The organism is Bilifractor sp. LCP21S3_F8 (assembly GCF_052117805.1).
GTDB lineage: Bacteria > Bacillota > Clostridia > Lachnospirales > Lachnospiraceae > Bilifractor.
The window spans coordinates 45,337-71,071 of sequence record NZ_JBQKIK010000009.1 but is presented as its reverse complement, the minus strand read 5'-3'; the positions used below and the strand labels follow the sequence as shown (position 1 = coordinate 71,071).

The window sequence follows — 25,735 nt, the reverse complement described above, 5'->3', positions numbered from 1 at the left end:
AATGGACGCGTGAAAGCCGGATACCGGATTAACGGATCGCCCATCTCAGCTTTGTGGAGTGTGCTCTCGGATTCCGGTAGCATTCCTCACGGGAGGGACGGATGACATCCCGGCTGACTTCGGTGTACAGGCCGTCAAGGGCGCCCTGCTTAAAGGACTGCTTGACGAGGCGGTCCTCACCGGAGTGGAAGGTGAGAATGGCAGCTCTGCCTCCGGGTTTCAGCACGGAGGGAAGCTTGTCCAGGAATGCATAGAGAACCTCAAATTCACTGTTCACATCGATGCGGAGTGCCTGGAAGACCCGGGCGCAGGATTTTTTCACTGCTTCGTCCTGTTCGTCCCTGGGCGAATGGCGAAGCTGACGGGTTTGCGTCAGCGCCTCCTTGATCAGAAGGCGAAGGTCCGTGGTGGTTTCCAGCGGGCGTTTACGACGATGTGCCTGCTGAACAGCATCGGCGATTTCCTCTGCATATGGCTCGTCGGAATTATCGATGAGAAGCCCCGCGAGTTCATCCCTCGTGAGCTGCTTCAGCCTCTCGGAAGCGGGTTCTCCCTTTTCCGGGTCAAAACGAAGATCGAGGGGACCGTCTGTCTTGTAGGAAAAGCCTCTCTCTGGGTTGTCGATTTGCATGGAGGAGACACCCAGATCCGCCAGAACAAAGTCGAAGGGGCCGTACTTGGCGGAGACCTGATCGATATTCGCAAAGTTGATGTGGATCGGGGTAAAAATATCCTCCCCGAAGCCTCTGGCGCGCATCCGTGCCTCCGTCTTTCGGATTTCCAGAGGATCGGCATCCAGCGAATAGAGATGACCTGTGCCCTCCAGCTTTTCCAGCATGCGGGAGCTGTGACCTCCGTAACCGAGCGTGCAGTCGAGTCCGGTCATGCCGGGACGGATCTTCAGCACATCCAGAATCTCATCGACCATGATTGGAATGTGCATTCCCGCGGGCGTGCTTCCCTTGCGGATTACTTTTTCAATGGTTTCGCCGTATTTCTCGGGGTTCAGTTCCTTGTATTTCTCATTATACTTTCGCGGGTACTTGCCGCTGTAATGGGGCCTGCGCCTGTGCGGCGCTGCATCTCCGGAAGGACGGTCCGGATTTGGTCTGTCGGAGTGATTGTCTGAATGCATCATAGGTGTTTTCCTTTCGAATAAATCTCTTCAGAGATGATATGGGTTCTGCCTTTTATATTTCTTCAGAGATGATGTTGGTTCTGTCTTTCGATCAGATCTTTTCGGTGGGGATATCGTTTCTGTCATTTCGGTTATTTTATCACAAAAACCGGTGCCGGTTAACAGAGGGCACGACACTCTTTCCTTTTCAGTGATTTTGGACTATACTTTTTGTGCGATCTCTCAAGTGGAAATTCAGAGAGACCAGGATCATTGAAGGTACACGAATCTTCCGGACAGTGGAAATCTTACATGCTGCACTGTATTTGCAGCGCAGCGGATATTTAAAATGGAGGCACAGAATGAAGATTGTATTGATGGAGCCGCTTGGCATTGACGGAGTTACGCTGGATCGTCTGGCGGAGACGCTCACGGAGCAGGGACATGAGTTTTCTGCCTATGATACTTTTTCTACGGATGTTGAGGAACTGAAGCGCAGAAGCAGCGGGGCAGATGTCCTGATTATCGCGAATCACCCCCTTCCGGGCGAGGTGATCCGGGCGGACGCAAACCTGAAATTCATTTCCGTTGCGTTTGTGGGAATCGACCACGTTGATGTGGAGGCATGCAGGGAGCAGAATGTCCGGATATCCAATACCGGCGGGTACTGCAACGATGCAGTAGCGGAGCTTGCGGTCGGTCTTGCGCTGGATTGTCTCAGAAATATCAGCCTGTGCAATGACGCCGTTCAAGCCGGAAAGGGCAAGGACGGGCTTCAGGGCCACGAACTCGCCGGCCGTACCGTAGGAATCATCGGAACAGGGGCGATCGGATGCCGCGCCGCGGAGATTTTCAAGGTGTTCGGATGCCGTCTGATCGGATACAGCCGCAGCCGGAAGCAGGCGGCGCTGGACCTCGGTCTGGAATACAGAACACTGGATGAGGTGATGCAGGAGGCGGACATCATTTCGGTACATACACCGCTGACGGCAGAGACGAAGGGACTGATCGGGCAGAAGGAAATCGGTGAGATGAAGCAGGGAGCAATTTTGATCAATACCTCCCGGGGTCCTGTCGTGGATACGGAATCCCTTGCGGATGCTCTGAAAAAAGGCAGAATCAAGGCGGGCATTGATGTGTTTGAGAAGGATCCGCCGCTTCCGGCAGACCATCCGCTGCTCGGTGCGCCGAATCTGGTATGCACTCCCCATGTGGGATTTGATACCAGAGAATCCATTGACCGCAGAGCGGTAATGGCTTTCGAGAATGTAACTTCCTGGATTAAGGGACAGCAGATTCGCACGATGCTGTGACGGGATTTCAAATTTACGGGCTGGGTTTCCGGTCCCAGACGGACCATCTCGATGTTGCAGTCGCAGTCGAACGCGGAGCGTCTCGGCGTTGCAGTCACAGTCGAATGCGGAGTGTCTCGATATCGCAGTTACAGCCGAACAGGGTTCGCAGCGTACATAAGAATAATGGCAGACCAGGGAAAGTGGGAGTTATATCGCATGTGTTGCCCACTTGCGGGGAACGGTGGTTTGCTAAAGAAAAAGAAAAGCTCTCTTCTCTGCGGGGAAGGGGTCCTGCCTGGGCAGGACATCCCTTGCGGAGAAGAGAGTTTTTTTACGCGAACAGTGAGCCGCAGCCGAATGCGAAGTATTCGTGTGCGGCGAGCGTCGCGATAGCGAGATAAAACTCGCGCAGCGTGTTTTATCTCGTTTGCAGAAAATGGCTCTCACCGGTGCCGGTCTGAAGCGTTAGATTCCAATTTTCGGCACTTCATACAGAGTACTTTATGAGAACACTCAGTACGTTTTTAATCAAAAAGTTATGGTTCCTGCTTTTTCGGCAGCCGATATCCCTCAAGAATCAGATGAATCGTCTGGTGCAGGTGGGGCAGGTACGCCTCCATGCTGCAGGGGGAATCATACATAATACAGCTGTAGCTGGTGGAACTCACCAGCTCGATGATGGTGAAGAGCAGCAGTTCTGGGTCGTCGCACTCGTAGTTGTCCGCCTTCAGGGCCATGAGGTAGTTGTCGTAGAATTCTCCGAGATTGTTTGAGGTGGATCCGCCTGTCTGTTTTTCAACGGCGTGGCGGAAGATGCCCCAGGAAAGATTCTTGGTGATGAATTTCAGCAGCATTTTGTTGCGCTGCAGGTAATTCAGGACATAATCAACCATCGCCAGCAGATAATCCTCCAGACCCTTGATCGGAACCGGACGGATCTTCATCGCCTGCTGGGCTTCCAGAAGAAGCTGTGCGGATTTGCGGGCGATGAGCTCGTCCCGCAGATCATACTTGTCCTTGAAGTAGAGATAAAAGGTTCCCTTCGCCAGGCCGGAGTGCTTGGCGATATCGGAAATGGTTGTTTTATTAAAACCCTGATTGACGAAGAGATCATAGGCGTTCGTCAGGAGGGAATTCCGTTTGTTCTGTTTATTCAAATCTACCTTGCTCATGATTCATATCCTTTCTGAAATCATTAACTGATCACAGATATATATACGGCTATTGAAGCTATTATTTCACTGAAAATACCAATGGTCAACCATAAAAATGACCAATATTCATTTTGAGCTTTTGAAAATTTTGTGAAACCTAATTATTGACCAATGGTCATTTAAGGACTACCATACCCTATGTCAGGAAAAAGGTTTTGTACTGGATCCAACAGGAAAGTGATGTTTTGTACTGGATGCAGGAGACAGAAGCAATAGGTAAGGAGTTGAGAGAAAAATGATAAAAGTAGGCAAGTGGATCGCTAAACACAGAGTGCTGATCCTTCTGTTGGCGGTTGTCCTGCTGTTTCCGGCAGCATATGGATATTTCCACACCAAGACAAACTACGATCTGCTGACATACCTTCCGAAGTCGCTGGATACGATGAAAGGGCAGGACATCATCGTCGATGAATACGGCATGGGTTCCTTCTCGATGATTGTCGTGGACAACGAGAGCATGAAGGATGTCGCAAAGCTTGAAAAAGACATCGAGGCCGTTTCTCATGTAAAGGATGTGCTCTGGTACGACGATGTCGCGGACATTTCTCTTCCGGTGGACATGATTCCCCAGGATCTCAGAGATAAGTTCTTTAAGGGCGACGCGACGATGATGCTGGCCATGTTCGACGATACATCATCCGCAGATACCACGATGGAAGCCGTCGATCAGATCCGTTCCATCGTAAAAAAGGACACCTACGTCAGCGGTATTACGGCAGTCATGAACGATCTTCGTGATCTGACTAATCAGGAGCTCCCGATTTACGTCACAATCGCTGTAGTCCTGTGCCTGGTAGCAATGCTTCTGCTGACTGATTCTTTCCTGGTGCCGTTCCTCTTCCTGGTGGACATCGGTTTTGCCATCATATATAACATGGGAACCAATATGATCTTCGGATCGATTTCCTATGTCACGAAGGCGGTCGCCGCGGTCCTGCAGCTGGGTGTCACGACGGACTATTCGATCTTCCTTCTGGGAAGCTACCGTGAAAATAAAGAAAGATTTCCCGGGGACAAGAACCGTGCGATGGGACATGCCATTGCCAATACGTTCAAATCGATCATTGGCAGTTCGGTGACGACAATCGCCGGATTCATCGCATTGTGCTTCATGTCCTTTACCCTTGGCCTTGATATGGGACTGGTAATGGCAAAGGGCGTTGTCTTCGGAGTGCTCACCTGTGTCACCGTGCTTCCGTCGCTGGTTCTCCTGTTCGACAAGCCGATTCAGAAGACGACCCACAGGCCTCTCCTCGGAAAACTCGACAAGGCGTCTGATTTTATTACGAAGCACTACAAAGTATGGCTTATTGTTTTTCTTGTGCTCTTTATCCCGGCGGTGTACGGCAACAACCATGTAAAGAACTATTACGATATGTCGGGATCCCTTCCGAAATCCCTGCCGTCCATGGTGGCGCAGCAGAAGGTTGAAGATGATTTCGGAAGCAGCACGATGCACATCGTAGTCATGGACAAGGATACACCTGTCAAGAACAAGATGGCGATCATAAATCAGATCGACGATGTGGACGGTGTGAACTATGTTCTGGGCCTGAACTCGCTCATCGGTTCTTCTGTTCCGGATTCCATGATTCCTTCGGATGTGAGAAAAATGCTGCAGAGTGACAAGTATGAGCTGATGTTTGTAAGCACGGCCTACTACACAGGCTCTGATGAAGTCAATAAGCAGATAGACGAGATCAACAGCATTCTGAAGAAGTACGACAGCGGCGCGATGCTGATCGGCGAGGCTCCGCTGACGCATGACCTGGTGGATGTCACGAATGTGGACTTCATGCATGTAAATTCCGCATCGCTGATCATCATCTTCTTCATCATTCTGATGGTATTCAAATCGTTCTCGCTTCCATTCATTCTGGAGATTACGATTGAATTTGCCATTTTCGTCAACATGGCAATCATGTACTACACGGGAACATCGGTTTCCTTTGTGACGAGTATCGTACTTGGAACAGTTCAGCTGGGATCCACGGTCGATTACGCGATCCTGATGACGAGCCGGTATCAGAAGGAACGTCAGAGAGGACATGATAAGAAAGAGTCCGTTCAGATTGCTCACAGGGCCTGCATGGGATCGATCATTACTTCCGGTGCCGCATTCTTCGCTGCGACCTTCGGAGTCGCGATGTATTCGAACATCGATATCATCGAGTCGATCTGCATGATGCTTGCAAGAGGAGCTCTGATCAGTATGGTGACCGTTCTCTTCGTTCTGCCAGGAATGTTCATGATCTTCGATAAGCTGATCGTGAAGACATCGATTGACTTCCTCGGCAAGAAGAAGGAGGCCCGAAAGGCGGCATTCGCACAGAGGAAAAATCCTCAGCTCCAGGCAGCGGTTCAGACGGCGGGTGCAGCAACCGCCGGCAGCAGTTCCGGTCCGCAGGATTTTTCGAACGGAACAGCGGGTTCTGGAACTTCAGGTTCCGGACAGCCTGCCGATTCCGGCGAGACGTCAGGCTCCGGAGTCAAAGGGTAACAGAAATTATTCAGGGATCGCAAGACATAAGAATCACAGGGGATTCCTGGATCACAAGAGACAGACATTACAGGATATTCAAGGATTCTAAGACACGAACATTACAGGATATTCAAGTATTTAATATACAAAAAATACAGGATGTGAAACAGACAGGATTCAGCAGTTCGATGAGGATCTGCGTTCTACAGAAGAGAGGCTGAAAAAAATGAACAGAAATGCCAAGATCGTAATCAAAAAGAGTTTTAATAAGACGGTAGCCGTTGGTATTGCGGCGATGATGGGAATCGTACCGTCCGCATCGGCTGTTTTTGCCGCGGACAACAGCTCATCGAAGGTTACAAAGGATGAAACCGTATACGTAAATGCAGACGCAGACGGGAAGACATCGAAAATCACGGTCTCCGATCAGCTGGTCGGAGCCGGAAGTGAGAAAGACATCAAGGATGCGTCTTCCCTGAGTGATATTCAGAATGTAAAGGGCGATGAGACCTATACCGGTTCCGGTGATTCCATGGTATGGGATTCCGACGGAAACGACATCTACTATCAGGGAACCTCCGACAAGGAGCTTCCGGTCGGCGTCAGCTTCACCTACTATCTGGATGGAAAGGAAATCGCGCCGAAGGATCTTGCGGGCAAGAGCGGAAAGCTCACCATCAAGATCCAGTACGCGAACAACACCAGTGTGCAGACAAAGGTCGGTGACAAGACCGAGACCATGAAGACACCTTTCGTCATGATGACCGGAATGATCCTCCCCGGAGAGAATTTCTCAAATGTGACGATCGATAACGGAAAGATTATCAATGACGGAAGCAGAAATATTGTCCTTGGATTCGGTATGCCGGGACTGAAGGATGATCTGGATCTCGACAGCCTGAAGGATAAACTGAAGGACGCCAAGGATGACGCCGACAAGCTTAATGAGACAACGGCTTCAGGAACATCGTCTTCCGACACGAAGTCCTCAGACGCGACAGCATTAAAATCGGAAAGTGTCACAGCTTCTTCTGATGACAAGGACAGCGCATCGGGCAGCAGTCAGACTAAGGGCGATGCGGGCAGCGACAGCAAGAACAGTGACAGCAAGAGCAGTGACAGCAAAGTAGACGAAAAAATCGATGACTTCGATATTACCGACAGTGTGGAAATCACTGCAGACGTCAAGGATTTCACAATGGATTCCACCTACACGGTTGCACTGACCGACGCCTTCCAGGATATCGATTTCTCGGATCTTAAATCCGCGGATGACCTTAAGGGCAAGCTCAATGATCTCGAAGAGAACACACTGAAACTCGTCAGCGGTTCCAGCGATCTCTACAATGGCGTAAAAAAGCTGAACGATAAATACGGAGAGCTTGACAGCGGCATCAGTCAGTTGAAGGCAGGAATTGACAGCGCAGCAGAGGGAGTCGACAAGCTGGCATCCAGTGCACCTTCGGCAGCAAGTGGAGCAAAGGCTCTGGCAGAAGGAACATCAAAATTCAAAAATGCAATAAATGGATTTTCCAGTGATACAAAAACGTTGAACAGCATATCTTCAGCGGCAGCAAAGCAGGCAAGCGATACGGTTGGAGCACAGCTGAGCAACAACACTGCGATGAAGCAGCAGGCTGAGAAAGTTGGAAAGACGGCTGCACAGTCAGCGGTTCAGAACATCAACAGTCAGGCTCAGTCGATCGGTGATCAGGCGGTAGCGGGCGTGAATGCTAATCTGGATGCAAGTGCGAAAGCAGCGGGAGACCAGGCAAAAGCTAAAGCAGAAGCAAGCATTGATGAACAGAAAATCGGTGATCAGGCGGCAGCGGGCGTGAATGCTAATCTGGATGCAAGTGCAGAAGCAGCGAGAGACCAGGCATCTAAGGCTGCTTCGGATGCTCTGTCAGGAGATGCTGGTCTGCAGGCACTGGCTAATCAGGCAGGGATTGCAGCAGTAAGCGAGGTTCAGAAAAAAGCAGAGGCAATTAAGCAGGAAGCTAGCCAGGAAGCTAGTCAGGCAGTGTCTGGATCTGCTGATGTGACGAATGCGGCTAACCAACTTTCCAGTGGTATCGGTACCGCTGTGGCACAATCAGTCAGCTCTACGCTTGCAACTGCGGCACAGGGAATTTCTTACAGTGTTTCTGATGATCAGATTACAAGTTTACTGCTTCAAAGTGGAATGAATGCGAATCAGGCAGCTCAGTGTGCGTCAGCCATTGCAGGTACTATCAATCAAAATGTTAATGCTGCTATCGCGAACCAGGTTAGTCAGCTTTCCTCGCAAATCAGTGCGGATACTATCACGCAAGCTATATCCCCGTCTGTATCATCGACAGTTCAGGCAGTTGCGACAAGTGCAGCTGGAAATGCAGCGGCAGCTGCGGCTGAGTCAGCAGCAGAGACAGCAGCGCAATCTGCTGCCGCAGGGACCGTCACACAGATTCCGGCATCTATAGTAGGAAAAGCAGCAGGAGAGGCAGCGGCCAGCGCAGTGAAACAGACGGCTCCGGCGGTTGCGAGAGAAACGGCAGTTGCTACCGCAAAGCAGACGGCCGGTGAGACAGCCTCCCAGGTTGCGGAAAGCACTGTAAAGTCAGTTGCTTCTCAGGTAGCCAGAACGACAGCTACATCTGTTGCTCCTCAGGTGGCAGGTACTGTTGCTCAGCAGGTAGGCTCACAGACATTCCAGGCAGTTGCGAAGCAGTCTGGACAGGCAATGGCTTCTCAGGTGGCGAGTCAGACGTCTGAATCAGTAGCGAAGCAGGTTGTTGCTAGTTTATCAGGCTCTGTTTCCGCACTTGATACGGGTGCACAGAAACTCAGCAAAGGACTCGCAGCGCTTCCTTCCGGTGCGCAGCAGCTGCAATCCGGCATGAAGCAGCTTTCTACCGGAACGGACAAGCTTGCTTCCGGAAGCAGCCAGGTAGTCGGTGGCCTGAAGCAGCTGACTGACGGCGCGAAGGAGCTGAAGGATGGCACAAAGAAGTACAACGATGAAGGAATCAAGAAGATCACCGACGGAATTGGCGGTACTCTTGATGATCTGGATGATGTAGAAGATCGCCTGAAAGCTGTCACTTCTGATGACCTGCAGTACACGAACTACAGCGGAATCGCGAATGGAATGGACGGAACCGTTAAGTTTGTCATCACCACAGATGCAATCAAAGCAGACAAGTAATAAAAACACATGATGTTCACAAATGCCCGCTATAATTGTTTGTATCATTCAAACAATTGAGAGGGCATTTTTTATGAAAAAAGAAAATCGAAAAATGGCGCAGGAGCGCCGGGCGCAGCAGAGAGAAGCGGAAGTGAGAAAGCAGAAGGCGAAGAAGGTGTTTCCGATTGTAATCGTGATTGCGGTGATTGCAGTCGTTGCCATTGGAATCATTGCCACCAGTGGTCTGTTCGGCGGCAAGGAGGCAGATGGCTCCAGCGTCTCGTCTTCGTCCGGGGACATTGTAACCACAATCAACACCGACAGCACCGGAAATGCGGCTGGTACAGGGGATACAACTGCTGCATCTTCCGACAGCTCAGCATCAACAGGGACAACATCACAGGATACAGCATCGGCAGGGGCTTCTTCCTCCGCAACGGCTTCTTCGAAGGAAACGCTGAATACGACGGAGGGAACGGTTGTACAGAAGGGCGATACCGTAAATATCGATTATACGGGATATCTGAATGGAAAGGCATTTGACGGCGGAAGCACAAACGGAGCAGGAACCGATCTGACTCTGGGATCCGGCACATATATCGATGGCTTTGAGGATCAGGTTGAGGGACACAAGGTCGGGGAAACCTTTGATATCCAGGTAACCTTCCCGGAGGACTACGGCGTTTCGGATCTGAATGGACAGGAGGTTACATTTACGGTTACCATTAACGGAGTTTATCAATAACGGAGTGTTTCAATAGTGAAGTGTTTCAATAACAGAGTGTACCAATAGCGAAGTGTTCAATAATGGAGTGTATCAATAACGAAGTGTACCAATAGCGGAGAATTACCGGTATTTTGAAGTGGGGGATTTTATGGGTGATTTGGATTCACAGATTATGAAGTTAATGGCGGTGCCGGAGGAGATACGAAATCTGTTCCCCGCCGGTGGAATCAGCTTTGATGCGTTCCTGGACCTTGCGGACGCGGAGATGGAGCCGATGCGGCGAATGTTCGCGGACTACCAGTGCGCCTGCATGGAGATTGAGACGAAGTTCAAGGTTCTGAATGAGCGTTTTTCGGTAAAATATGACGCGAACCCGATTGAATCGATCCGGACGAGGGTCAAGAGTCCGGAGAGCATTGTGCGGAAGCTGCACGCCAGAAATCTTCCTCTGAGTATCGATTCTATACAGGAGAATCTGGATGACATTGCGGGAATCCGGGTGATCTGCTCGTTCCAGAACGATATCTATATGCTGGCGGATAAATTTCTGGAGCAGGATGATATCACACTGATTGAACGGAAGGACTACATCAAGGATCCGAAGCCCAGCGGATACCGCAGCCTGCACCTGATCGTGGAGGTTCCGATCTTCACGGAAGAAGGCAAGAAAATGATGCGCGCAGAGGTGCAGCTGCGCACCATAGCGATGGACTTCTGGGCAAGTCTGGAGCATAAGCTTCGCTATAAAAAGAAGCTCTCCGACGAACAGATGAAGGCTTTGTCCGCGGGACTTACGGAGTGCTCAAGGGTAACCGCCGAGCTGGATCAGACTATGCAGGGGGTCTACGACAAAGTCCAGAGCTTCCAGAATGGCAAATCGTAACAAGCCCAAATAACGAAAGGACCAAAGAGAACCGAAAGGGCCGAAGACAACGTAAAAAACAAAGACAACCCAAAAAACGAAAACAACCCAAAAAACGAAAACAACCGGAACATTATCTGCTCTGATAGTGTTCCGGTTGTTGTGTATCACTGCAAAATCGATCCGGGATGGCGGATGGATGCCCGGAACATCAACCCGGCTGACTGATCAAGCGGGTTAATTGTGGGTTTTCACAGATTGTTCCAGGCTTTCCTCCGGGATACAGAGAGCGTCGATTTCATCCAGCCAGATCCGGGCGCTGGCGTCGCTTGGCATGCGGAGATCACCCCGCGGGGAGAGGGCGACGGAACCGACCTTCGGGCCGTCCGGCAGGCAGGAACGTTTGAACTGCTGGGAGAAAAATCTCCGGTAGAAGTTCTTCAGCCATTTGAGGATTGTGGTATCGGTATATTTTCCCGCAAAGGTGCGATTGGCGATCCGATAGATCTTCGAGGGTGTGAATTCCGCACGCAGCATATAATACAGGAAGAAGTCGTGGAGCTCATATGGCCCGACGAGATCCTCAGTTTTCTGGGAGATCACGCCGTTTTCCGGTGGCAGAAGCTCTGGGCTTACCGGAGTGTCCAGGATATCAAGCAGGATGGAGGAGAGCTTTTCCTCGCCGCAGGTGTCCGCGTAGTAGCGGACCAGATGACGGACAAGAGTCTTGGGGACGGAGCAGTTCACGGCGTACATCGACATATGATCTCCGTTGTAGGTGGCCCACCCAAGGGCAAGCTCGGAGAGGTCGCCGGTTCCGATCACGATTCCTCCGGCCTGGTTGGCGACGTCCATGAGTACCTGCGTCCGCTCTCTCGCCTGACCGTTCTCATAGGTGACGTCATGTACGCTCATGTCGTGACCGATGTCGCGGAAGTGCAGGGTCACTGACTCGTTGAGACGGATTTCCCGGAAGGTGACGCCGAGCTCGCGTATTAAGGTGCAGGCATTCCGGTAGGTCCGGTCAGTAGTGCCGAAGCAGGGCATGGTGACGGCGATGATGCCCTCCCTTGGAAGGTTCAGCATGTCGAATGCCTTAACGGTTACCAGAAGGGCGAGCGTGGAATCGAGACCTCCGGAAATGCCGATCACGGCGTGCGATGCGTGGATGTGGTGGAGCCTTTTCTTGAGCCCCATGGCCTGTATGGTCAGGATTTCCTCGCAGCGCTGGTTCCTTGTAGCCGGATCCTCCGGAACAAAGGGATGCGGAGCAAAGGCGCGGGTCAGCGGGGTCTGCTCTTCCCGGAGCTGGAAGGGGATGCAGACATGATTGCCGAGCACCCAGCCGGAGGCTCCGACAGGCATGGCACTGGAGAGCACTGCCGTTTTTCCGAGGGAGGCCCCGTCCTGAGCACCATAGGCGGACGCAGTCTCAAAATCGGGGTAGGTGCTGGTTCTGCGGCGCTCCGCCGTGAGACGGCTGACGTCTATCTCAGAATAGATGATACCGTTGCGGAAACGTCTGGATTCCGCCAGAATGGTTCCGTTCTCCGCGATGATATTGTGGCCGCCGAAGACCAGATCCTGTGTGGATTCCCCTTCACCGGCGGAGGCGTAGATGTATCCGCAGATCAGGCTGGCCGACTGCTGTGAGACCAGATTTTTCCGGTAGGTGTCCTTTCCGATCATTTCGTTGCTCGCGGACAGGTTAGCAATCACCGTTGCCCCGCAGGCTGCATGGGAGATGCTGGGAGGACAGGGAACCCACAGGTCCTCACAGAGCTCCGCAGCGACCTTCAGCCGTGGAATTTCCTCGCAGTAGAAGAGAAGATTCATGCCAAAGGGGACCATCGAGCCAAGCCACTCGACGGTTTCGTGTCCGGGCGTGAACTGCCGGCGCTCATAGAACTCATTATAGGTCGGCAGATTTTTCTTAGGGACGAGGCCGAGGAGACGGCCGCGGTTCAGAACGGCGGCCACGTTGTACAGCTTTCCGCGAAGCTCCCACGGAAGGCCCACGAAGATCAATGCATCGGTCTTTTCCGTTTCATGAAGGATCCGGTTCAGCTGTCTTCTTGCCTCTGCGATCAGGAGATCCTGCAGAAACAGATCATGGCATGTATATCCGGTGATGCAGAGCTCCGGAAACACCATGATCTTCGCGTGCGCCTTCTCCATTTCTCTGATCTGTGCCAGGATCGCATCCGCATTGGCAACGCAGTCACCAACGGTTACATCCGGTGTTCCTGCAGCAACTTTGATAAATCCGTCTTTCATCGTTAACCTCCCTGTTTATCGGCTTCTCTTCTAACTTTTTTCCTACTGATCAGCCCGTCCTGCCAGTGAATCAAAATAATTTTTTTAGGATTGGCATATAAAAAATTTCACGAAGACTATTACATGGATATTATTATACATACCATTTTTTTTTGCAATGTTGATCTTTCCTCTTCATCTTATGAGGAAGCTGTGATAAAATGCAAGGGCTGATTCAGGTTCAGCAGCGTCAGTTCGAGACCTTCCTGACGTAATAAACAAAACTAAAGGAGAATATAATAATGAAAGAAAACGAGACGAAGTTCAGTAGGGCAGGATTCAGAGAAGCGGCACAGGCCGCTGCGGACGGGACGCAAGCAGGAAATGTCCATTCGGGACAGGAATGCGCGGGTCAGACGCAAGCAGGAAATGTCCGCACAGGTCAGATCCATGCGGCACACGATGGCACGGTGAGCGGAAGAATGGAACACAACCGGATTCTTTCCCTGACACAGGCGGCGATGATCGCGGCGATATATGTTGTTCTGACATATGTCTTTTCCGCATTTTCCTTCGGCCAGGTGCAGATCCGTATCGCGGAGGCACTGACGATCCTTCCGGTCTTCACCCCGGCTGCGATACCTGGACTGTTTGTCGGATGTCTGATCGGCAACATTGCCGGAGGCGCTGTTCTTCCGGACATTATCTTTGGAAGCATTGCGACGCTGATCGGAGCTGTTGGAACGCGGCTTCTTCGTAGAAGAAATCCGGTGCTCTGCACCCTTCCGCCGATTGTGGCGAATACGATCATCGTGCCGTTTGTGCTTCGGTTTGCCTATGGCGTGAATCTTCCGATTTCGTTCATGATGCTGACGGTCGGAATCGGAGAGGTGGTTGGATGCGGCGTATTCGGTGTTCTGCTGTATTCGATTCTGAAGAGATATAAAGAGGTTATCTTCAAGACAAGTCGTTTTGAGGACAAAGCCAAAGCCGCGAAATGAAAACAGCACTTGCTGCGTCTGTGCGTTTTCGTCTGGAAGCAGTTCTGTGATTCGTGTAAATGCTTCAGAGTTCGCGGAAGCGATTCACGGTTTGCACAAATATAAAGGAAGCCCACGGTTCTAAACCTGAACCGTGGGCTTTCTTTTCAATGCAAGGCACCGCAGGGAGCGATGCTTTGATTATGGGAGATACTAAGCATTTTTCACGTTGATCAGCGCTCTGCGATAGCCTCAATCTCACAGAGCACTCCCTTCGGGAGATCCTTTACGGCAGTACAGCTGCGGGCCGGCTTGGAGATGAAGTGCTTCGCGTAAACCTCATTGAAGCGGGCAAAATCAGCGATATCAGCGAGGAAACAGGTGGTTTTGACTACCTTGTCCGCGCCGGATCCGGCTGCCTGAAGGATTGCCTCGACGTTTTTGCAGCTCTGCTCCGCCTGAGCTTCGATGCCTTCCGGAATATTGCCAGTGGCGGGATCTACCGGAATCTGTCCGGAACAGAAGATGAAACCATTGCTCTCAATCGCCTGAGAGTATGGACCGATTGCAGCGGGTGCATTGGATGTTGCGATTGTCTTCATAGTGTTCTCTCCTTTGTTATGCAGATAAATTATGCAGGTAAGGTTATCTGTCACAATTGAAGTAAGTTACCGTCATGCAATACGCTGCTCCACAAATGATATTGGTTTATTGGATCTCGTTGTGTTGACTCTCCGCGGATCAGAAATATCGCAGCCGGACTTATACCATGCATTATAAGTCACGAAAAGAGTGAATACAAGATGAATCCGGATATCGTGGTGGGTGGAATAAAAACGGATGCAGTCCGCTTATGAAGTGAAATAAAACAGATGCAGTCCGCTTATAAAGTGGAATAAAATGGATGCAGGCTGCTTATGAAGCGGAATAAAACAGATTAAAGCGGCTTACACTACAATGGAAAGAACATCAGAACTTAAAAACGAAAGATAAATTGCATTTTCTCATTCTGAAAAGAACGAAAATGAATAAATACTTGTATTTTCTGCACATTAACGACAATTCTTCCGGGGCTTTTCGGGGCGGAGACAGGGGAAAGGGACGCATGTCTGCCGGTTTTAGATAAATTTTATTTGGTTTTTAACATTTTTGTGGTACTATTTAAAGGTTATATACACTTATCGATACAGTTTGTTAAAGGTGATGATTATGGCTTCTAAGCATTCAAATGAGAATTCCGGCGGATATTCACGCAGGCATTCGGGAGAAAACCATGATTCCGGGCGGCCGGAGCGTAATTATGATTCCGGTTGGGAGACGAGATACACCCCCGGATATCCGGATGAGTACGACGAATATGGAGAGGAAGCTCCGGACGATGATGCGGAGTCTTATCTGGATCTGGACCTGGACCGGTACGCGAGATCTTACTCCGGCAGCCGTACAGGGAAGAAGGACAGAAAAAAGACCTCGGGACGCGCGGATCATAACTCCCGCCAGAACAAGGTCACGAAAAGTTCCGGCCGGAGAGAAGACCCGGAAAGTGACCTGTGGGAGAATACAGCCCGGAGGAGAACACAGGGAGCCGGAAAGCGCAGAAAAAAGAAGCGTGTGGTTACGGTTCTCACCTTTGTGATGGCGCTTGTCATCGCCGGAGGCCTGATGACGGCGGTGTATCTGCAGGGACTGCTGGGCAAGATCAACCATGTATCCGCTTCGATGAATTCCGCAGGTGCTGTGGAGACCTTCGATGCTGACGGAGACAAGGCAAACGACACCCTGACAGCAAGTGACATCGACTGGGGCGATACCAGCGATATTGACGTCATGAAGGATAATGACGTCAAAAACCTCCTGCTGATCGGACAGGACGCGAGATCCGGAGAGAGCGGGCAGCGTTCCGATTCCATGATCCTTTGCAGCATCAACACAAAGGAGAAGAAAATCAAGCTGGTTACTCTGATGAGGGATATGTATGTACAGATTCCCGGATATCAGGCGAATAAACTGAATGCGGCCTACGCGCTGGGAGGAATGGAGCTCCTGGACAAGACCATAGAACAGAATTTCGGCGTGGATATCGATGGAAACGTAGAGGTCGATTTTGACGGCTTCCTCGAGGCGCTCACGGAGGTCGGTGATCTGGATATCGAGCTGACCTACGACGAAGCTACATATATGAATGCGAATGAAGGGCTCGGATCCGCGGATGACAATGCGGAGGTAAACGAGGCGTGGGGACTGAAGGAAGGCGTCAACACGCTGAAGCCAAAGCAGGTTCTCTGCTATGCCAGAATGCGTTATGTTGGAAATTCCGACTGGGACAGAACCGAGAGACAGAAAAAGGTGATCATGGCAGCTTATAAGAAGGTGCAGAATCTCAGTGCCACGAAGCTCCTGTCTCTCGCGTCCAAGATTTTTCCATGCATCACAACGGATCTGAAGAACAGCGAGTTGCTGAGCTACGTGAAGACTCTGTCAGTGAATCATATCACCACAATCGAGACATACCGTATTCCGGTGGACGGGACCTACACCGAGGGACAGATCGAAGGGATGTCTGTGCTTGTTCCCAATCTGTATCTGAACAGCGCTTATCTCCAGAACTATCTCTACGGAAAGGCATTACCGGACGATCTGGATGAGAAGCTGGAGGAGGTCGCCTCCTCGTCTGCTTATTCTGACACGGACGTCTCCAGCGACAGTTCGGCTTACAGCACTGATGACGGTTATGCTTCGGAGAGCGATGGAAGCAATGGTTATACCGATTCGGGGTACGGCGGGGACTACAGTGGCAGCGGTACCTATAATAACGGAACCGACAGTACAAACGGATCTGTGACATACGGAGATGCCACATACGGCGATAATACATACAACACATACGGCGATAATACATACAATACGAATAATTCCGGAACTTCCGGGCAGGACGAAAGCGGAACCGGCTACGGGACGAACTACAGCGCGGATGATGGTTCCGGATATTCCGATGCATCATATTACGGAAATGGCGCAGCCGGCTGATGATCTGTAAATAAGGAAGAACCTATGACATATTTCACCTGCTTTTTTCTGGACAATGAGAAGGATATCATTGTAAATCTTTATCGCGACCTGGGAAGACTCTGCTATGAACTGGAGACGCCGAATCATCATTCCGGAAACCTTATACGGAATCTGGCAAAGCTCTGTGAGCTTCCGCTCTGCGAGAATGAACGGGGACTTCTGGTCATTCGCGGTGAGGTTCCGTGCTACATTGATGCGGCGAATGAGGAGGTCTATATTTTCCGCCTCGGGAACACCAAGGTCGCGAATATCTATCCGGACGGAAGAGTTGAGATGAAGGCTTCCATTCCTTCCATCGCCAAGACGCTGATGAGTCAGACCCGGGATTACCGCTTCGACATCTCAAAAACGATTTTCAAGACCTACATCCGCAGGGAATATAAATTCCGTGCGGATCTTCACACGCATATGAACGGAAATCTGTCGCCGGACATTCTGATTGCCCTCGGTATCTACCACCAGATCCAGTATCCGCTTTACTACATCCGGAAGCTGAATCTCGAGCTGACACAGGAGCAGGAAGAGAGACTGTCGGCACAGCGGGCGAAGGTCGCAAGGCAGTTTTCCAGCTCGGATCTGAAGGGCAAATACCTTGACCGGAAGATCAACGACAATACGGTGATCAATTTCGCGGACCTGATTCTGAACAATCTGGATCACGCGGAGCAGAATATTGTGAAGATCCGGACGTCCCTCGCGATTCTGAAGGACGGACAGGCGGTCTTCACCAATCTGGAAAAAGTATATCTGTACCGTTATATTTTTACCAAGGGGAAGGAGAGCGAGGAGAAGATGGAGCTCTCCGGCGTTCATCAGATCCCGGACAAGGACGTGCTGGCTGCGCTGATTCAGATGAGGAAGGACGGAGAAAATCCGGACTATCACCGGAATACAGTCTTTCAGGATGACCTCCTGTGGATTGCCAGAAGCTATCGCAGGCAGGGAATCTGCTACGCGGAGATCAGTGACACCACACTGGTAAAAAAATACGAGTCCCTGGAGATGCTGCAGGAAGTGCATGAGATCATGCCGAAGATTTACCGGGAGACCGGGGTCATGATCCGGTTCCTCGCCGCGATACGGAGAATCCCGCTGACCATCGTCAAGGACCAGGTGACGCCGGAGGATTACCTCATCCGGAATCTGAATGTGCTTCAGGCAGTTGCGCTTGATCCCTACGTGGCGGGCTGTGATTTTGTCGGAGAGGAGATTAATGACATTATCACGCTGAAACCGATGTTCCGGGAGATTGTCAAGATCACGAAGAAGGTCCCGGATTTTGTGATCCGGATCCATGCGGGCGAAAACGACAGCCAGAAGGATAATATCGCGCACAGCATCGAATGCGTGAAGGATTCTCTGGAGCCCGGGCAGAAGATGCCAAGGGTCCGGCTGGGTCACGGCCTTTATACGTACAGTCTGAAGACGAAAAAGGGCAGGGAGGTCATGAAGGCTCTGATCGAGAACAACATTGTTCTCGAATTCCAGCTAACGTCCAATGTGCGGCTGAACAACCTGAACGCTCTGGAGAACCATCCGCTCCGTCAGTATCTGGCGGCCGGCATCCGCTGCGTACAGGGTACGGACGGCGCCGCGCTCTATGGAACGAACTCGATTGATGAGCAGCTCTCCCTTGAAAAACTGCTGGAGCTGACGCCGGACGAGATGATGAGCATGAAGCAGACCGAGACCGAGATCATCCGGGAGGGACAGGAATCCTATTCCAGGAAAAAAATCGAGCTTCATCAGATTCTGGCGGGCAGAGATCTGGAGGATGTGCTTCTGGAAAAAATGGAAGAGGCCGAGGCAGGGAGCGGAGGACTCAGGCTTCGCCGGAATCACAGGGTGGACGCGAATACGGAACTGAAAGACAGCATCCGTGAGCTTCCCTGGGACAGACTTCCGATCATTCTGATGGGCGGAAGCTTCAATTCCGAAAAGCGCGCGACCAGGATCACAGAAGAGGGATGCAGACAGCTGGACGCGCTGCTTGAGAGCTTGAATCCGGAGGAGGTATTTTTTGTCATCGGCAACCGTCTCCGGGGATATGAGAAATATCTTCTGGAACACAACGAGAAGGGATTTCTGATTTATTCGTTCGTTCCGTCGCTGGTTACCCGTGGGGAGTGCCGGCAGCTCGAGGAGGCGGGAGTCCGCATTCGCGTGTCGACGGAAAGCGAGAGCATGGGCATTTATAAGAGCTTTAACTATGAGATCTTCGAGAGACGGCCGTCGCTTCTGATCGGCTTTGACGGGAATTCCGCTGGTGAGAACATGATCCAGGAGGCAAAGAACGGAAAGGGAAAGGCCGGTATCTTTATCTGGGAAAAATCCAGAACCCTGCGGGAGAAGGCATCCTCCCTGGAGGGCTATGTCCGGTTTTTCAACAGCAAAAAACCGCTCGCGGATCAGGTGAGCGGTTATCTGAATTAGCAGATGAAAGTCGACAAATGCTGAGAAACCGGTATTTGTCGGCTTCCTTTTATTTACGCGAACAGTGAGCCGCAGCCGAATGCGAAGTATTCGTGTGCGGCGAGCGTCGCGATAGCGAGATAAAACTCGCGCAGCGTGTTTTATCTCGCTAATACTGAGTGGGATTTACTCCTTTGTAAAATTTATTTCTTCTTCCAGATTGCGATTGTCGCGAGAAGTTTTTCCTTCTCATCTTCTGACATAGAATGAATCTCTGCGTTCAATTTGTTGTCGAGGGAGGTTCCCCGGTACTCGGGAATAGTCCGTCCGAGAATCTCATCAACCGTGATATCGCAGATGTTCGCGAAGTAGCACAGGACTTTAATCGACATAGCAGTTCGGCTGTTCTCTACATTGCTGATATAGCCGGGGGTCACATGAAGTTCTGTAGCGACCTCATTCTGTGTCAGTCCCTTTTCAATTCGCAGCTTTTTGATAGCTTCACCCAGACCCTTAAAATTAAAATCGCAATTATTCACCTGGCTGTCTGTCTGCTGTCTGTCTGTTTTTAAATTTTCCATCTGAGGAATGCTCCTTGTCTGTCTATGTGGAATAGGTGTCATTTTCAACAACCTATATTCTATATTAACTATAGTTAGTATACAAATGAACTTTCTGTGATAATTTTGTGTCCTGCACGGATTTGCTGCACGAGAATTGGATTTCATATCGAGCTGGAAAGTTTATTTTGAGCATCATTCAGACATGGATTGCAATTGATTGAAAAAGTGATTTTGCTATTGATTTTTAGATCGGCTTGCGTTAACATTGTTTCGTAAATAAAAACAGGAGATCTTCAGGGCGGGGTGAGAATCCCCACTGGCGGTAAAGTCCGCGACCTGCCATTGCAGTCGAACCGGTGAAACTCCGGTACCAACAGTATAGTCTGGATGAAAGAAGATGCTACCATTCCTTACTTCGGAAGCAGCAGGATCAGAGCTGCAGGAGAAGTAATCGATAATGATGCTGATTCGCCCGTATCTCTAAGGATACGGGCTTTTTTTACGCGAACAGTGAGCCGCAGCCGAATGCGAAGTATTCGTGTGCGGCGAGCGTCGCGATAGCGAGATAAAACTCGCGCAGCGTGTTTTATCTCGTTGTGTGCAGAGGGCGGCTGTTTCGTTCCGGTGCACGCAGGGAAGATCTCTCTAGTCTGCGGATCCGCAGAATGCGGAACGCACAAACAGAAAAGAGGAGATAGCTATGGCAGACACAACAAACACAGCAGTAACAAGTGAAACCAGGAGACAAAACGTAACCGTGCACTACATTGCGGTGACCGGAATCCTTTCCGCAATCGCGTTTATTCTTCAGCTGATTGAGATACCGGCACCGCTTATGCCGTCCTTTGTCAAGCTGGATTTCTCTGATCTCCCGGCTCTGCTCGGAGCCTTTGCGATGGGGCCGGTATGCGGTATTCTGATCGAGCTCATCAAGAACCTGATCCACTGTCTGTTCTCCGGATCGTTTGCGGTCGGTGAGCTCTGCAACTTCGTTCTCGGAGCAGTATTCACCGGTGTCGCAGGAGTTATCTACAAGCGCAGCAAGACCAAGAAGGGAGCTATCCTTGCATCGTTCATCGGCGCAATCGCTATGGCGGTGGTTTCCGTTCCCTTCAACTTCGCGGTTGTCTACCCGGTATATTACAATTTCATGCCGGAAGAGACCATCCTGGCTGCGTATCAGGCGATTTTCCCGGGTGTGAAGAGTATCTTCCAGAGCCTTGTGGTATTCAACATGCCGTTCACCTTTATAAAGGGAATGATCGATGTGGTGATCACCTTCCTGATCTACAAGCGCCTGTCTCCGCTTCTTAAGGGAAGAAACTGATTGGATTTTCGATTATTGACCGCGTGACAGACGGGGCCGCTGCACATGCCGTATGGCAGGTGCGGCGGCCCCGTCTGCTGTATATGGCAGGTGCGGCGGCTTCAACTGATGTATTGGAAAACAGAAGGGGAAAGGGTATAATTACAGCATCAGGGAGGGTTCAGATATGGCGACAATAGATGAGATTACGCAGCTGACAGATAACCGGTTTGTGAACATGTTTGAGGTGGACGGACACAACAAAAAGGGACATGAGAGCCACTACATGGTTGCATCGCGGGCGAAAAACGAGGATGAGCTGAAGATCCGTACGAGAAAAAACAACGCGGACGGTGTGATTATTTACAGCCTTTACGGCGAGAAGAAGGATCGGGTGGTTCTGATCCGCCAGTACCGGTATCCGGTGGATGATTATGTATATGAGCTGCCGGCGGGTCTGGTCGAGAAGGGGGAGAGCTTTCGCGCGGCTGCTGTGCGTGAGCTCCACGAGGAGACAGGGCTTACGCTCACTCCGGTAGATGCGGATAGAATGTATGAGGAGCCCAGATACACAACGGTAGGTATGACAGATGAAGCCTGTGCGACGGTCTACGGCTATGCGGACGGTGAGATCAGCGGCCGTTTTATGGAAGAGAGTGAGGAGATCGAGGTTGTTCTTGCGGACCGGGAAGAATGCAGACGCATTCTGAAGGAGGAGCGTGTGGCACTGAACTGTGCTTATCATCTGATGTATTTCATTCATAATGATTCCGGTGACGCGTTTGACTTCCTGAAGGGATGATGGAGCCGGAGCGGGTTGAGGGACGGATTTCAGAATGAAAGCGCGGCACACCGGAGACGGCTGAAAGAAAAACTGCGAAATGGTTAAATGGCAGGCGGGAGACAGACGGTAAGCCGGACGACAGCGAATTGAAAGCGCGGCACACCGGAGACGGCTGAAACAGGAACTGAAATACGTCTGTTGTAAGAACGTGAGCAGCGTGTTATAATCACTAATTGTGTTTTTTCTGTGAAATATGACAGGAAACGTGTTATCGCGAAATCTGAATTCCCGGCAGTGCTGCGGAGATGGTAAGGCAGCGGGCATGCGGACGTTTCCTGGAGAAGGGCTGAAATAAGCCGTTGATGAGAGAGGAAGTTGGCATGCAGATAATCGTTGTCGGCTGCGGTAAGGTTGGAAGGACGCTGGTAGCGCAGCTGTCCAAGGAAAGGCACAACATAACAGTTGTAGATACAAATGCGCAGGTTGTGCGGGATGTCTCAACCATCTATGATGTCATGGGAATTACCGGTAACGGAACGAGCTACAATGTTCTGTGCGAGGCGGATCTGGAACACACGGACATGGTGATTGCGGTTACAGAAAGTGACGAGGTCAATCTTCTGGTCTGTGTGATCGCAAGGCAGAAGGCTGATTGCTATACGATTGCGAGAGTGCGGAATCCGGTTTACTCCGAGGAGAGCAGCTTCCTGAGAAGCGAACTGCATCTGTCCATGACGATCAATCCCGAGCTGGAGGCGGCAAGGGAAATGGCACATCTGATGCAGTACCCGAGCGCCGTTGAGATCGACAGCTTTGCAGGAGACAGGATCAGTCTGATGCGGTTTAAGGTGCCGGCGGGGTCGTCCATTATCGGATCTCCGCTGAAGGAAGTGTCACAGAGATTTGATTACAGCATGCTGATCTGCATTGCCCAGAGAGGCAACGAAATCGTGATACCGAACGGTGATTTTACACCGGCAGCCGGAGATGTTCTGACGGTAATCCTGGAACCGCTGGAGGCGAACGCCTTTTTCCGGAAAATCAGCGTTCCTACGAACCGGGTTAAGAACTGCACCATCATCGGAGGAGGCGAGATTTCCTATTATCTGACGAAGATTCTTCTGAAAAACGGAATTGACGTCAAGATCATTGAGAAAAATCCAAAGAGGTGCTCGGAACTCAACGATATCTTCCCGCAGGCAAATATTGACTGTGCAGATGGAAGCGATCAGGAAATTCTCATGGAGGAGAATCTGGAGAACACAGATGCCTTTGTGGCCTGCACCGGAATCGATGAGGTCAATGCGATTCTTTCACTCTTTGCACAGGAGAAAGTCAGAAAAAAGGTGATCACGAAAGTCAATCATGTGGATTTCAATGAGGTCATTGATTCCCTTCAGCTGGACAGTGTGGTGAACCCGAAGCTTCTGACTACGCAGCGGATTATCCAATATGTCCGTGCGGCGAACAATAGTCTGGACAGCAACATGGAGACGCTGTACCGTCTGATGAACGGAAGAGTGGAGGCTATGGGATTCCGGATTCAGCAGAACTCGAAGCTGGTCGGGATTCCGCTCAACGATATGCCAATGAAGACAAATGTTCTGATCGCAGGCATCCTGCGAAAGGGGCGGCTGATCATTCCGGGCGGACAGGACATGTTCCAGGCGGACGATCATGTGATTATCGTAACGACGCACAGTGGTTTTGACGAAATTTCAGACATTATCGCGAAATAAGCGGGTCCAAAGAACTGAGGCCGGCTGTGGACCAATTCGTTGCGGATGGATGACATTTGTAATGAGATAAATACGCTGCGGATGGATGACATTTGTAATGAGATAAATACGCTGCGGATGGACGACATTTGTAATGAGATAAATACGCTGCGGATGGATGACATTTGTAGGATAAATACGCTTCGGAGGTGTATTTGTTACGAGAGGATGCGTTGCGGGTGTCTGAACAATATGTAATCCTGTGAATAAATGAGGCGGATATAGAAATGAATTATCCTGTAATTGGATGGGTGCTTTCGTGGGTATTGAAGATTGAGGGCTTTCTGCTCCTCGCACCCTTTGTTATCTCTGTGATTTACCAGGAACAGCAGGGAATAATCTACCTGATGCTGGCCGGAATCGCCATTGCTGTTGGTGAGATTTTCTCGAGACGGAAGCCGAAGAACATGCAGATCTATACCAGGGAAGGTTATGTATCGGTCGGACTTTCCTGGCTTCTGATCAGTGCATACGGCGGCATTCCCTTTGTGCTGACCGGTGAGATACCGGGGTATGTCGATGCGGTATTTGAGACGGTCTCCGGTTTTACGACTACCGGTTCCTCTATTCTGACAGATGTTGAGGCACTCTGCCATGCATCGCTGTTCTGGCGCAGCTTTACGCACTGGATCGGCGGTATGGGAGTCCTTGTATTTCTGCTGATGCTTATTCCGAGCCGCGGAGGTTCGCACATGAACCTCATGAAGGCGGAGAGTCCCGGTTATGAGGTCTCGAAATTTGTTCCGCAGGTGCGAAATAACGCGAGGACGCTGTACCGGATTTATCTTTTCATGACGCTGGGCACAATTGCCGCCCTGCTGATCGCCCGGATGCACTGGTTTGACGCAGTGTGTCTGTCATTCGGAGCAGCCGGTACCGGAGGATTCGCGATTTTGAATTCGAGCTGCGCGGATTACACTTCCCTGCAGCAGTGGATTCTGACGATTGCGATGCTGGCGTTCGGCGTAAACTTCACCTTTTATTATCTGATGCTGATTCGTCACCCGAAGGATGCCGTGAATATGGAAGAGGTGAGGGGATATTTTGCGATTATTCTTGCGTCAGGAGCGGCGATTACGATCAACATCGCGCATCTTTATTCCTCCGTGTGGATTGCGCTGAAGCATGCGTTTTTTCAGGTCGCGACGATTATCACGACCACAGGATTCGCAACGGCGGATTTTGACAAATGGCCGTCGTTCTCGAAGACGATTCTGTTCCTTCTGATGATCTGTGGAGCCTGCGCCGGAAGTACCGGAGGAGGAATCAAGGTCAGCCGTCTCATTGTCGCGGTGAAATCCATGTTCCTTGAGCTGTATCAGCTGGTTCACCCGAGAAGTGTAAAAAAGGTGCGTATGGACGGCGCGCCGGTGGGAAGCAGGACACTGCGATCTCTGTACATCTTTCTCACGACCTATTTTCTGATCTTCGGGCTGTCGATCCTGCTGATCTCGGTTGACGGTTTCGATTTTGAGACGAACATGTCAGCTGTTGCTGCGACGCTGAATAATATCGGTCCGGGATTCTCCGTGGTCGGACCGACCGGGAACTTTTCGCGATACAGCTGCTTCTCGAAGATTATTCTGATCTTTGATATGCTGGCGGGACGTCTGGAGCTTCTTCCGGTTCTGATCATGTTCTATCCGAAGACGTGGAAAAAATGCTCCTGACGGAAGCGTGTCCGTCAGGAGCAGCAGGCCGGTTAAGAGCAGCAGGCAGAT

Annotated in this window: 17 protein-coding genes and 1 riboswitch; of the genes, 12 read left to right on the top strand and 5 right to left on the bottom strand. The window is 50.8% G+C overall.

What is annotated here, in order from left to right; genetic code table 11:
• Window positions 1–28: 28 nt before the first annotated feature.
• Window positions 29–1,135 carry a 16S rRNA (cytosine(1402)-N(4))-methyltransferase RsmH gene (rsmH, locus tag ACTQ3A_RS06280; protein WP_441099764.1) on the bottom strand — a complete coding sequence of 369 codons (1,107 nt, stop codon included), beginning with the start codon at window positions 1,133–1,135 and terminating at the stop codon, window positions 29–31.
• Window positions 1,136–1,479: 344 nt separating this feature from the next.
• On the opposite strand from rsmH, the gene ACTQ3A_RS06275 reads away from it, so the two are divergent.
• On the top strand, window positions 1,480–2,430 hold the full coding sequence (locus ACTQ3A_RS06275; RefSeq protein ID WP_441099715.1) for a 2-hydroxyacid dehydrogenase: 951 nt from the start codon (window positions 1,480–1,482) through the stop codon (window positions 2,428–2,430).
• Window positions 2,431–2,948: 518 nt separating this feature from the next.
• Here ACTQ3A_RS06275 and ACTQ3A_RS06270 read toward each other — a convergent pair.
• Window positions 2,949–3,584, bottom strand: a complete 636-nt coding sequence (locus tag ACTQ3A_RS06270; RefSeq protein WP_441099716.1) for a TetR/AcrR family transcriptional regulator — start codon at window positions 3,582–3,584, stop codon at window positions 2,949–2,951.
• A gap of 277 nt (window positions 3,585–3,861) precedes the next feature.
• Here ACTQ3A_RS06270 and ACTQ3A_RS06265 point away from each other — a divergent pair, with 277 nt between their 5' ends.
• From ACTQ3A_RS06265 to ACTQ3A_RS06250, 4 genes are all read left to right on the top strand, one after another.
• Window positions 3,862–6,126, top strand: a complete 2,265-nt coding sequence (locus ACTQ3A_RS06265; protein ID WP_441099717.1) for an efflux RND transporter permease subunit — start codon at window positions 3,862–3,864, stop codon at window positions 6,124–6,126.
• A 208-nt stretch (window positions 6,127–6,334) separates the two neighbouring features.
• Window positions 6,335–9,295, top strand: a complete 2,961-nt coding sequence (locus tag ACTQ3A_RS06260) for a hypothetical protein (RefSeq protein ID WP_441494437.1) — start codon at window positions 6,335–6,337, stop codon at window positions 9,293–9,295.
• A 73-nt stretch (window positions 9,296–9,368) separates the two neighbouring features.
• A complete protein-coding gene (locus ACTQ3A_RS06255) occupies window positions 9,369–10,022 on the top strand; it encodes an FKBP-type peptidyl-prolyl cis-trans isomerase (RefSeq protein ID WP_441474237.1) in 654 nt (217 codons plus the stop codon).
• Between the two features lie 130 nt (window positions 10,023–10,152).
• Complete coding sequence (locus ACTQ3A_RS06250; protein WP_441474236.1) at window positions 10,153–10,887, top strand: GTP pyrophosphokinase; 735 nt, start codon at window positions 10,153–10,155, stop codon at window positions 10,885–10,887.
• A gap of 216 nt (window positions 10,888–11,103) precedes the next feature.
• Here ACTQ3A_RS06250 and ACTQ3A_RS06245 read toward each other — a convergent pair whose 3' ends face one another.
• Window positions 11,104–13,143 carry an NAD(+) synthase gene (locus tag ACTQ3A_RS06245; protein ID WP_441474235.1) on the bottom strand — a complete coding sequence of 680 codons (2,040 nt, stop codon included), beginning with the start codon at window positions 13,141–13,143 and terminating at the stop codon, window positions 11,104–11,106.
• Window positions 13,144–13,604: 461 nt separating this feature from the next.
• Between ACTQ3A_RS06245 and ACTQ3A_RS06240 the strand changes: the two genes are divergently transcribed.
• Window positions 13,605–14,123, top strand: a complete 519-nt coding sequence (locus tag ACTQ3A_RS06240) for a QueT transporter family protein (RefSeq protein WP_441474316.1) — start codon at window positions 13,605–13,607, stop codon at window positions 14,121–14,123.
• A 212-nt stretch (window positions 14,124–14,335) separates the two neighbouring features.
• Here ACTQ3A_RS06240 and ACTQ3A_RS06235 read toward each other — a convergent pair whose 3' ends face one another.
• Complete coding sequence (locus ACTQ3A_RS06235) at window positions 14,336–14,704, bottom strand: RidA family protein (RefSeq protein WP_441099722.1); 369 nt, start codon at window positions 14,702–14,704, stop codon at window positions 14,336–14,338.
• Window positions 14,705–15,311: 607 nt separating this feature from the next.
• Here ACTQ3A_RS06235 and ACTQ3A_RS06230 point away from each other — a divergent pair.
• Both ACTQ3A_RS06230 and ACTQ3A_RS06225 read left to right on the top strand, forming a co-directional pair.
• Window positions 15,312–17,129 carry an LCP family protein gene (locus tag ACTQ3A_RS06230; protein ID WP_441494436.1) on the top strand — a complete coding sequence of 606 codons (1,818 nt, stop codon included), beginning with the start codon at window positions 15,312–15,314 and terminating at the stop codon, window positions 17,127–17,129.
• A 24-nt stretch (window positions 17,130–17,153) separates the two neighbouring features.
• Complete coding sequence (locus tag ACTQ3A_RS06225; protein ID WP_441474233.1) at window positions 17,154–19,604, top strand: adenosine deaminase; 2,451 nt, start codon at window positions 17,154–17,156, stop codon at window positions 19,602–19,604.
• A gap of 182 nt (window positions 19,605–19,786) precedes the next feature.
• On the opposite strand, the gene ACTQ3A_RS06220 is transcribed toward ACTQ3A_RS06225, so the two are convergent.
• Complete coding sequence (locus ACTQ3A_RS06220) at window positions 19,787–20,164, bottom strand: helix-turn-helix domain-containing protein (protein WP_441474232.1); 378 nt, start codon at window positions 20,162–20,164, stop codon at window positions 19,787–19,789.
• Between the two features lie 267 nt (window positions 20,165–20,431).
• Window positions 20,432–20,549, top strand: a riboswitch (FMN riboswitch).
• A 297-nt stretch (window positions 20,550–20,846) separates the two neighbouring features.
• On the opposite strand from ACTQ3A_RS06220, the gene ACTQ3A_RS06215 reads away from it, so the two are divergent.
• The 4 genes from ACTQ3A_RS06215 to ACTQ3A_RS06200 all read left to right on the top strand — a co-directional run bounded on the left by ACTQ3A_RS06215 (window position 20,847) and on the right by ACTQ3A_RS06200 (window position 25,684).
• Window positions 20,847–21,473: an ECF transporter S component gene (locus ACTQ3A_RS06215; RefSeq protein ID WP_441474231.1), complete on the top strand. Its 627-nt coding sequence runs from the start codon at window positions 20,847–20,849 to the stop codon at window positions 21,471–21,473.
• 166 nt (window positions 21,474–21,639) lie between these two features.
• The gene (locus ACTQ3A_RS06210) at window positions 21,640–22,254 is read left to right on the top strand and encodes an NUDIX hydrolase (RefSeq protein WP_441494435.1); all 615 of its coding nucleotides are present in this window, start codon (window positions 21,640–21,642) and stop codon (window positions 22,252–22,254) included.
• Between the two features lie 344 nt (window positions 22,255–22,598).
• Window positions 22,599–23,975, top strand: a complete 1,377-nt coding sequence (gene trkA, locus ACTQ3A_RS06205; protein WP_441495266.1) for a Trk system potassium transporter TrkA — start codon at window positions 22,599–22,601, stop codon at window positions 23,973–23,975.
• 266 nt (window positions 23,976–24,241) lie between these two features.
• On the top strand, window positions 24,242–25,684 hold the full coding sequence (locus tag ACTQ3A_RS06200; protein ID WP_441474228.1) for a TrkH family potassium uptake protein: 1,443 nt from the start codon (window positions 24,242–24,244) through the stop codon (window positions 25,682–25,684).
• Window positions 25,685–25,735 lie beyond the last annotated feature (51 nt).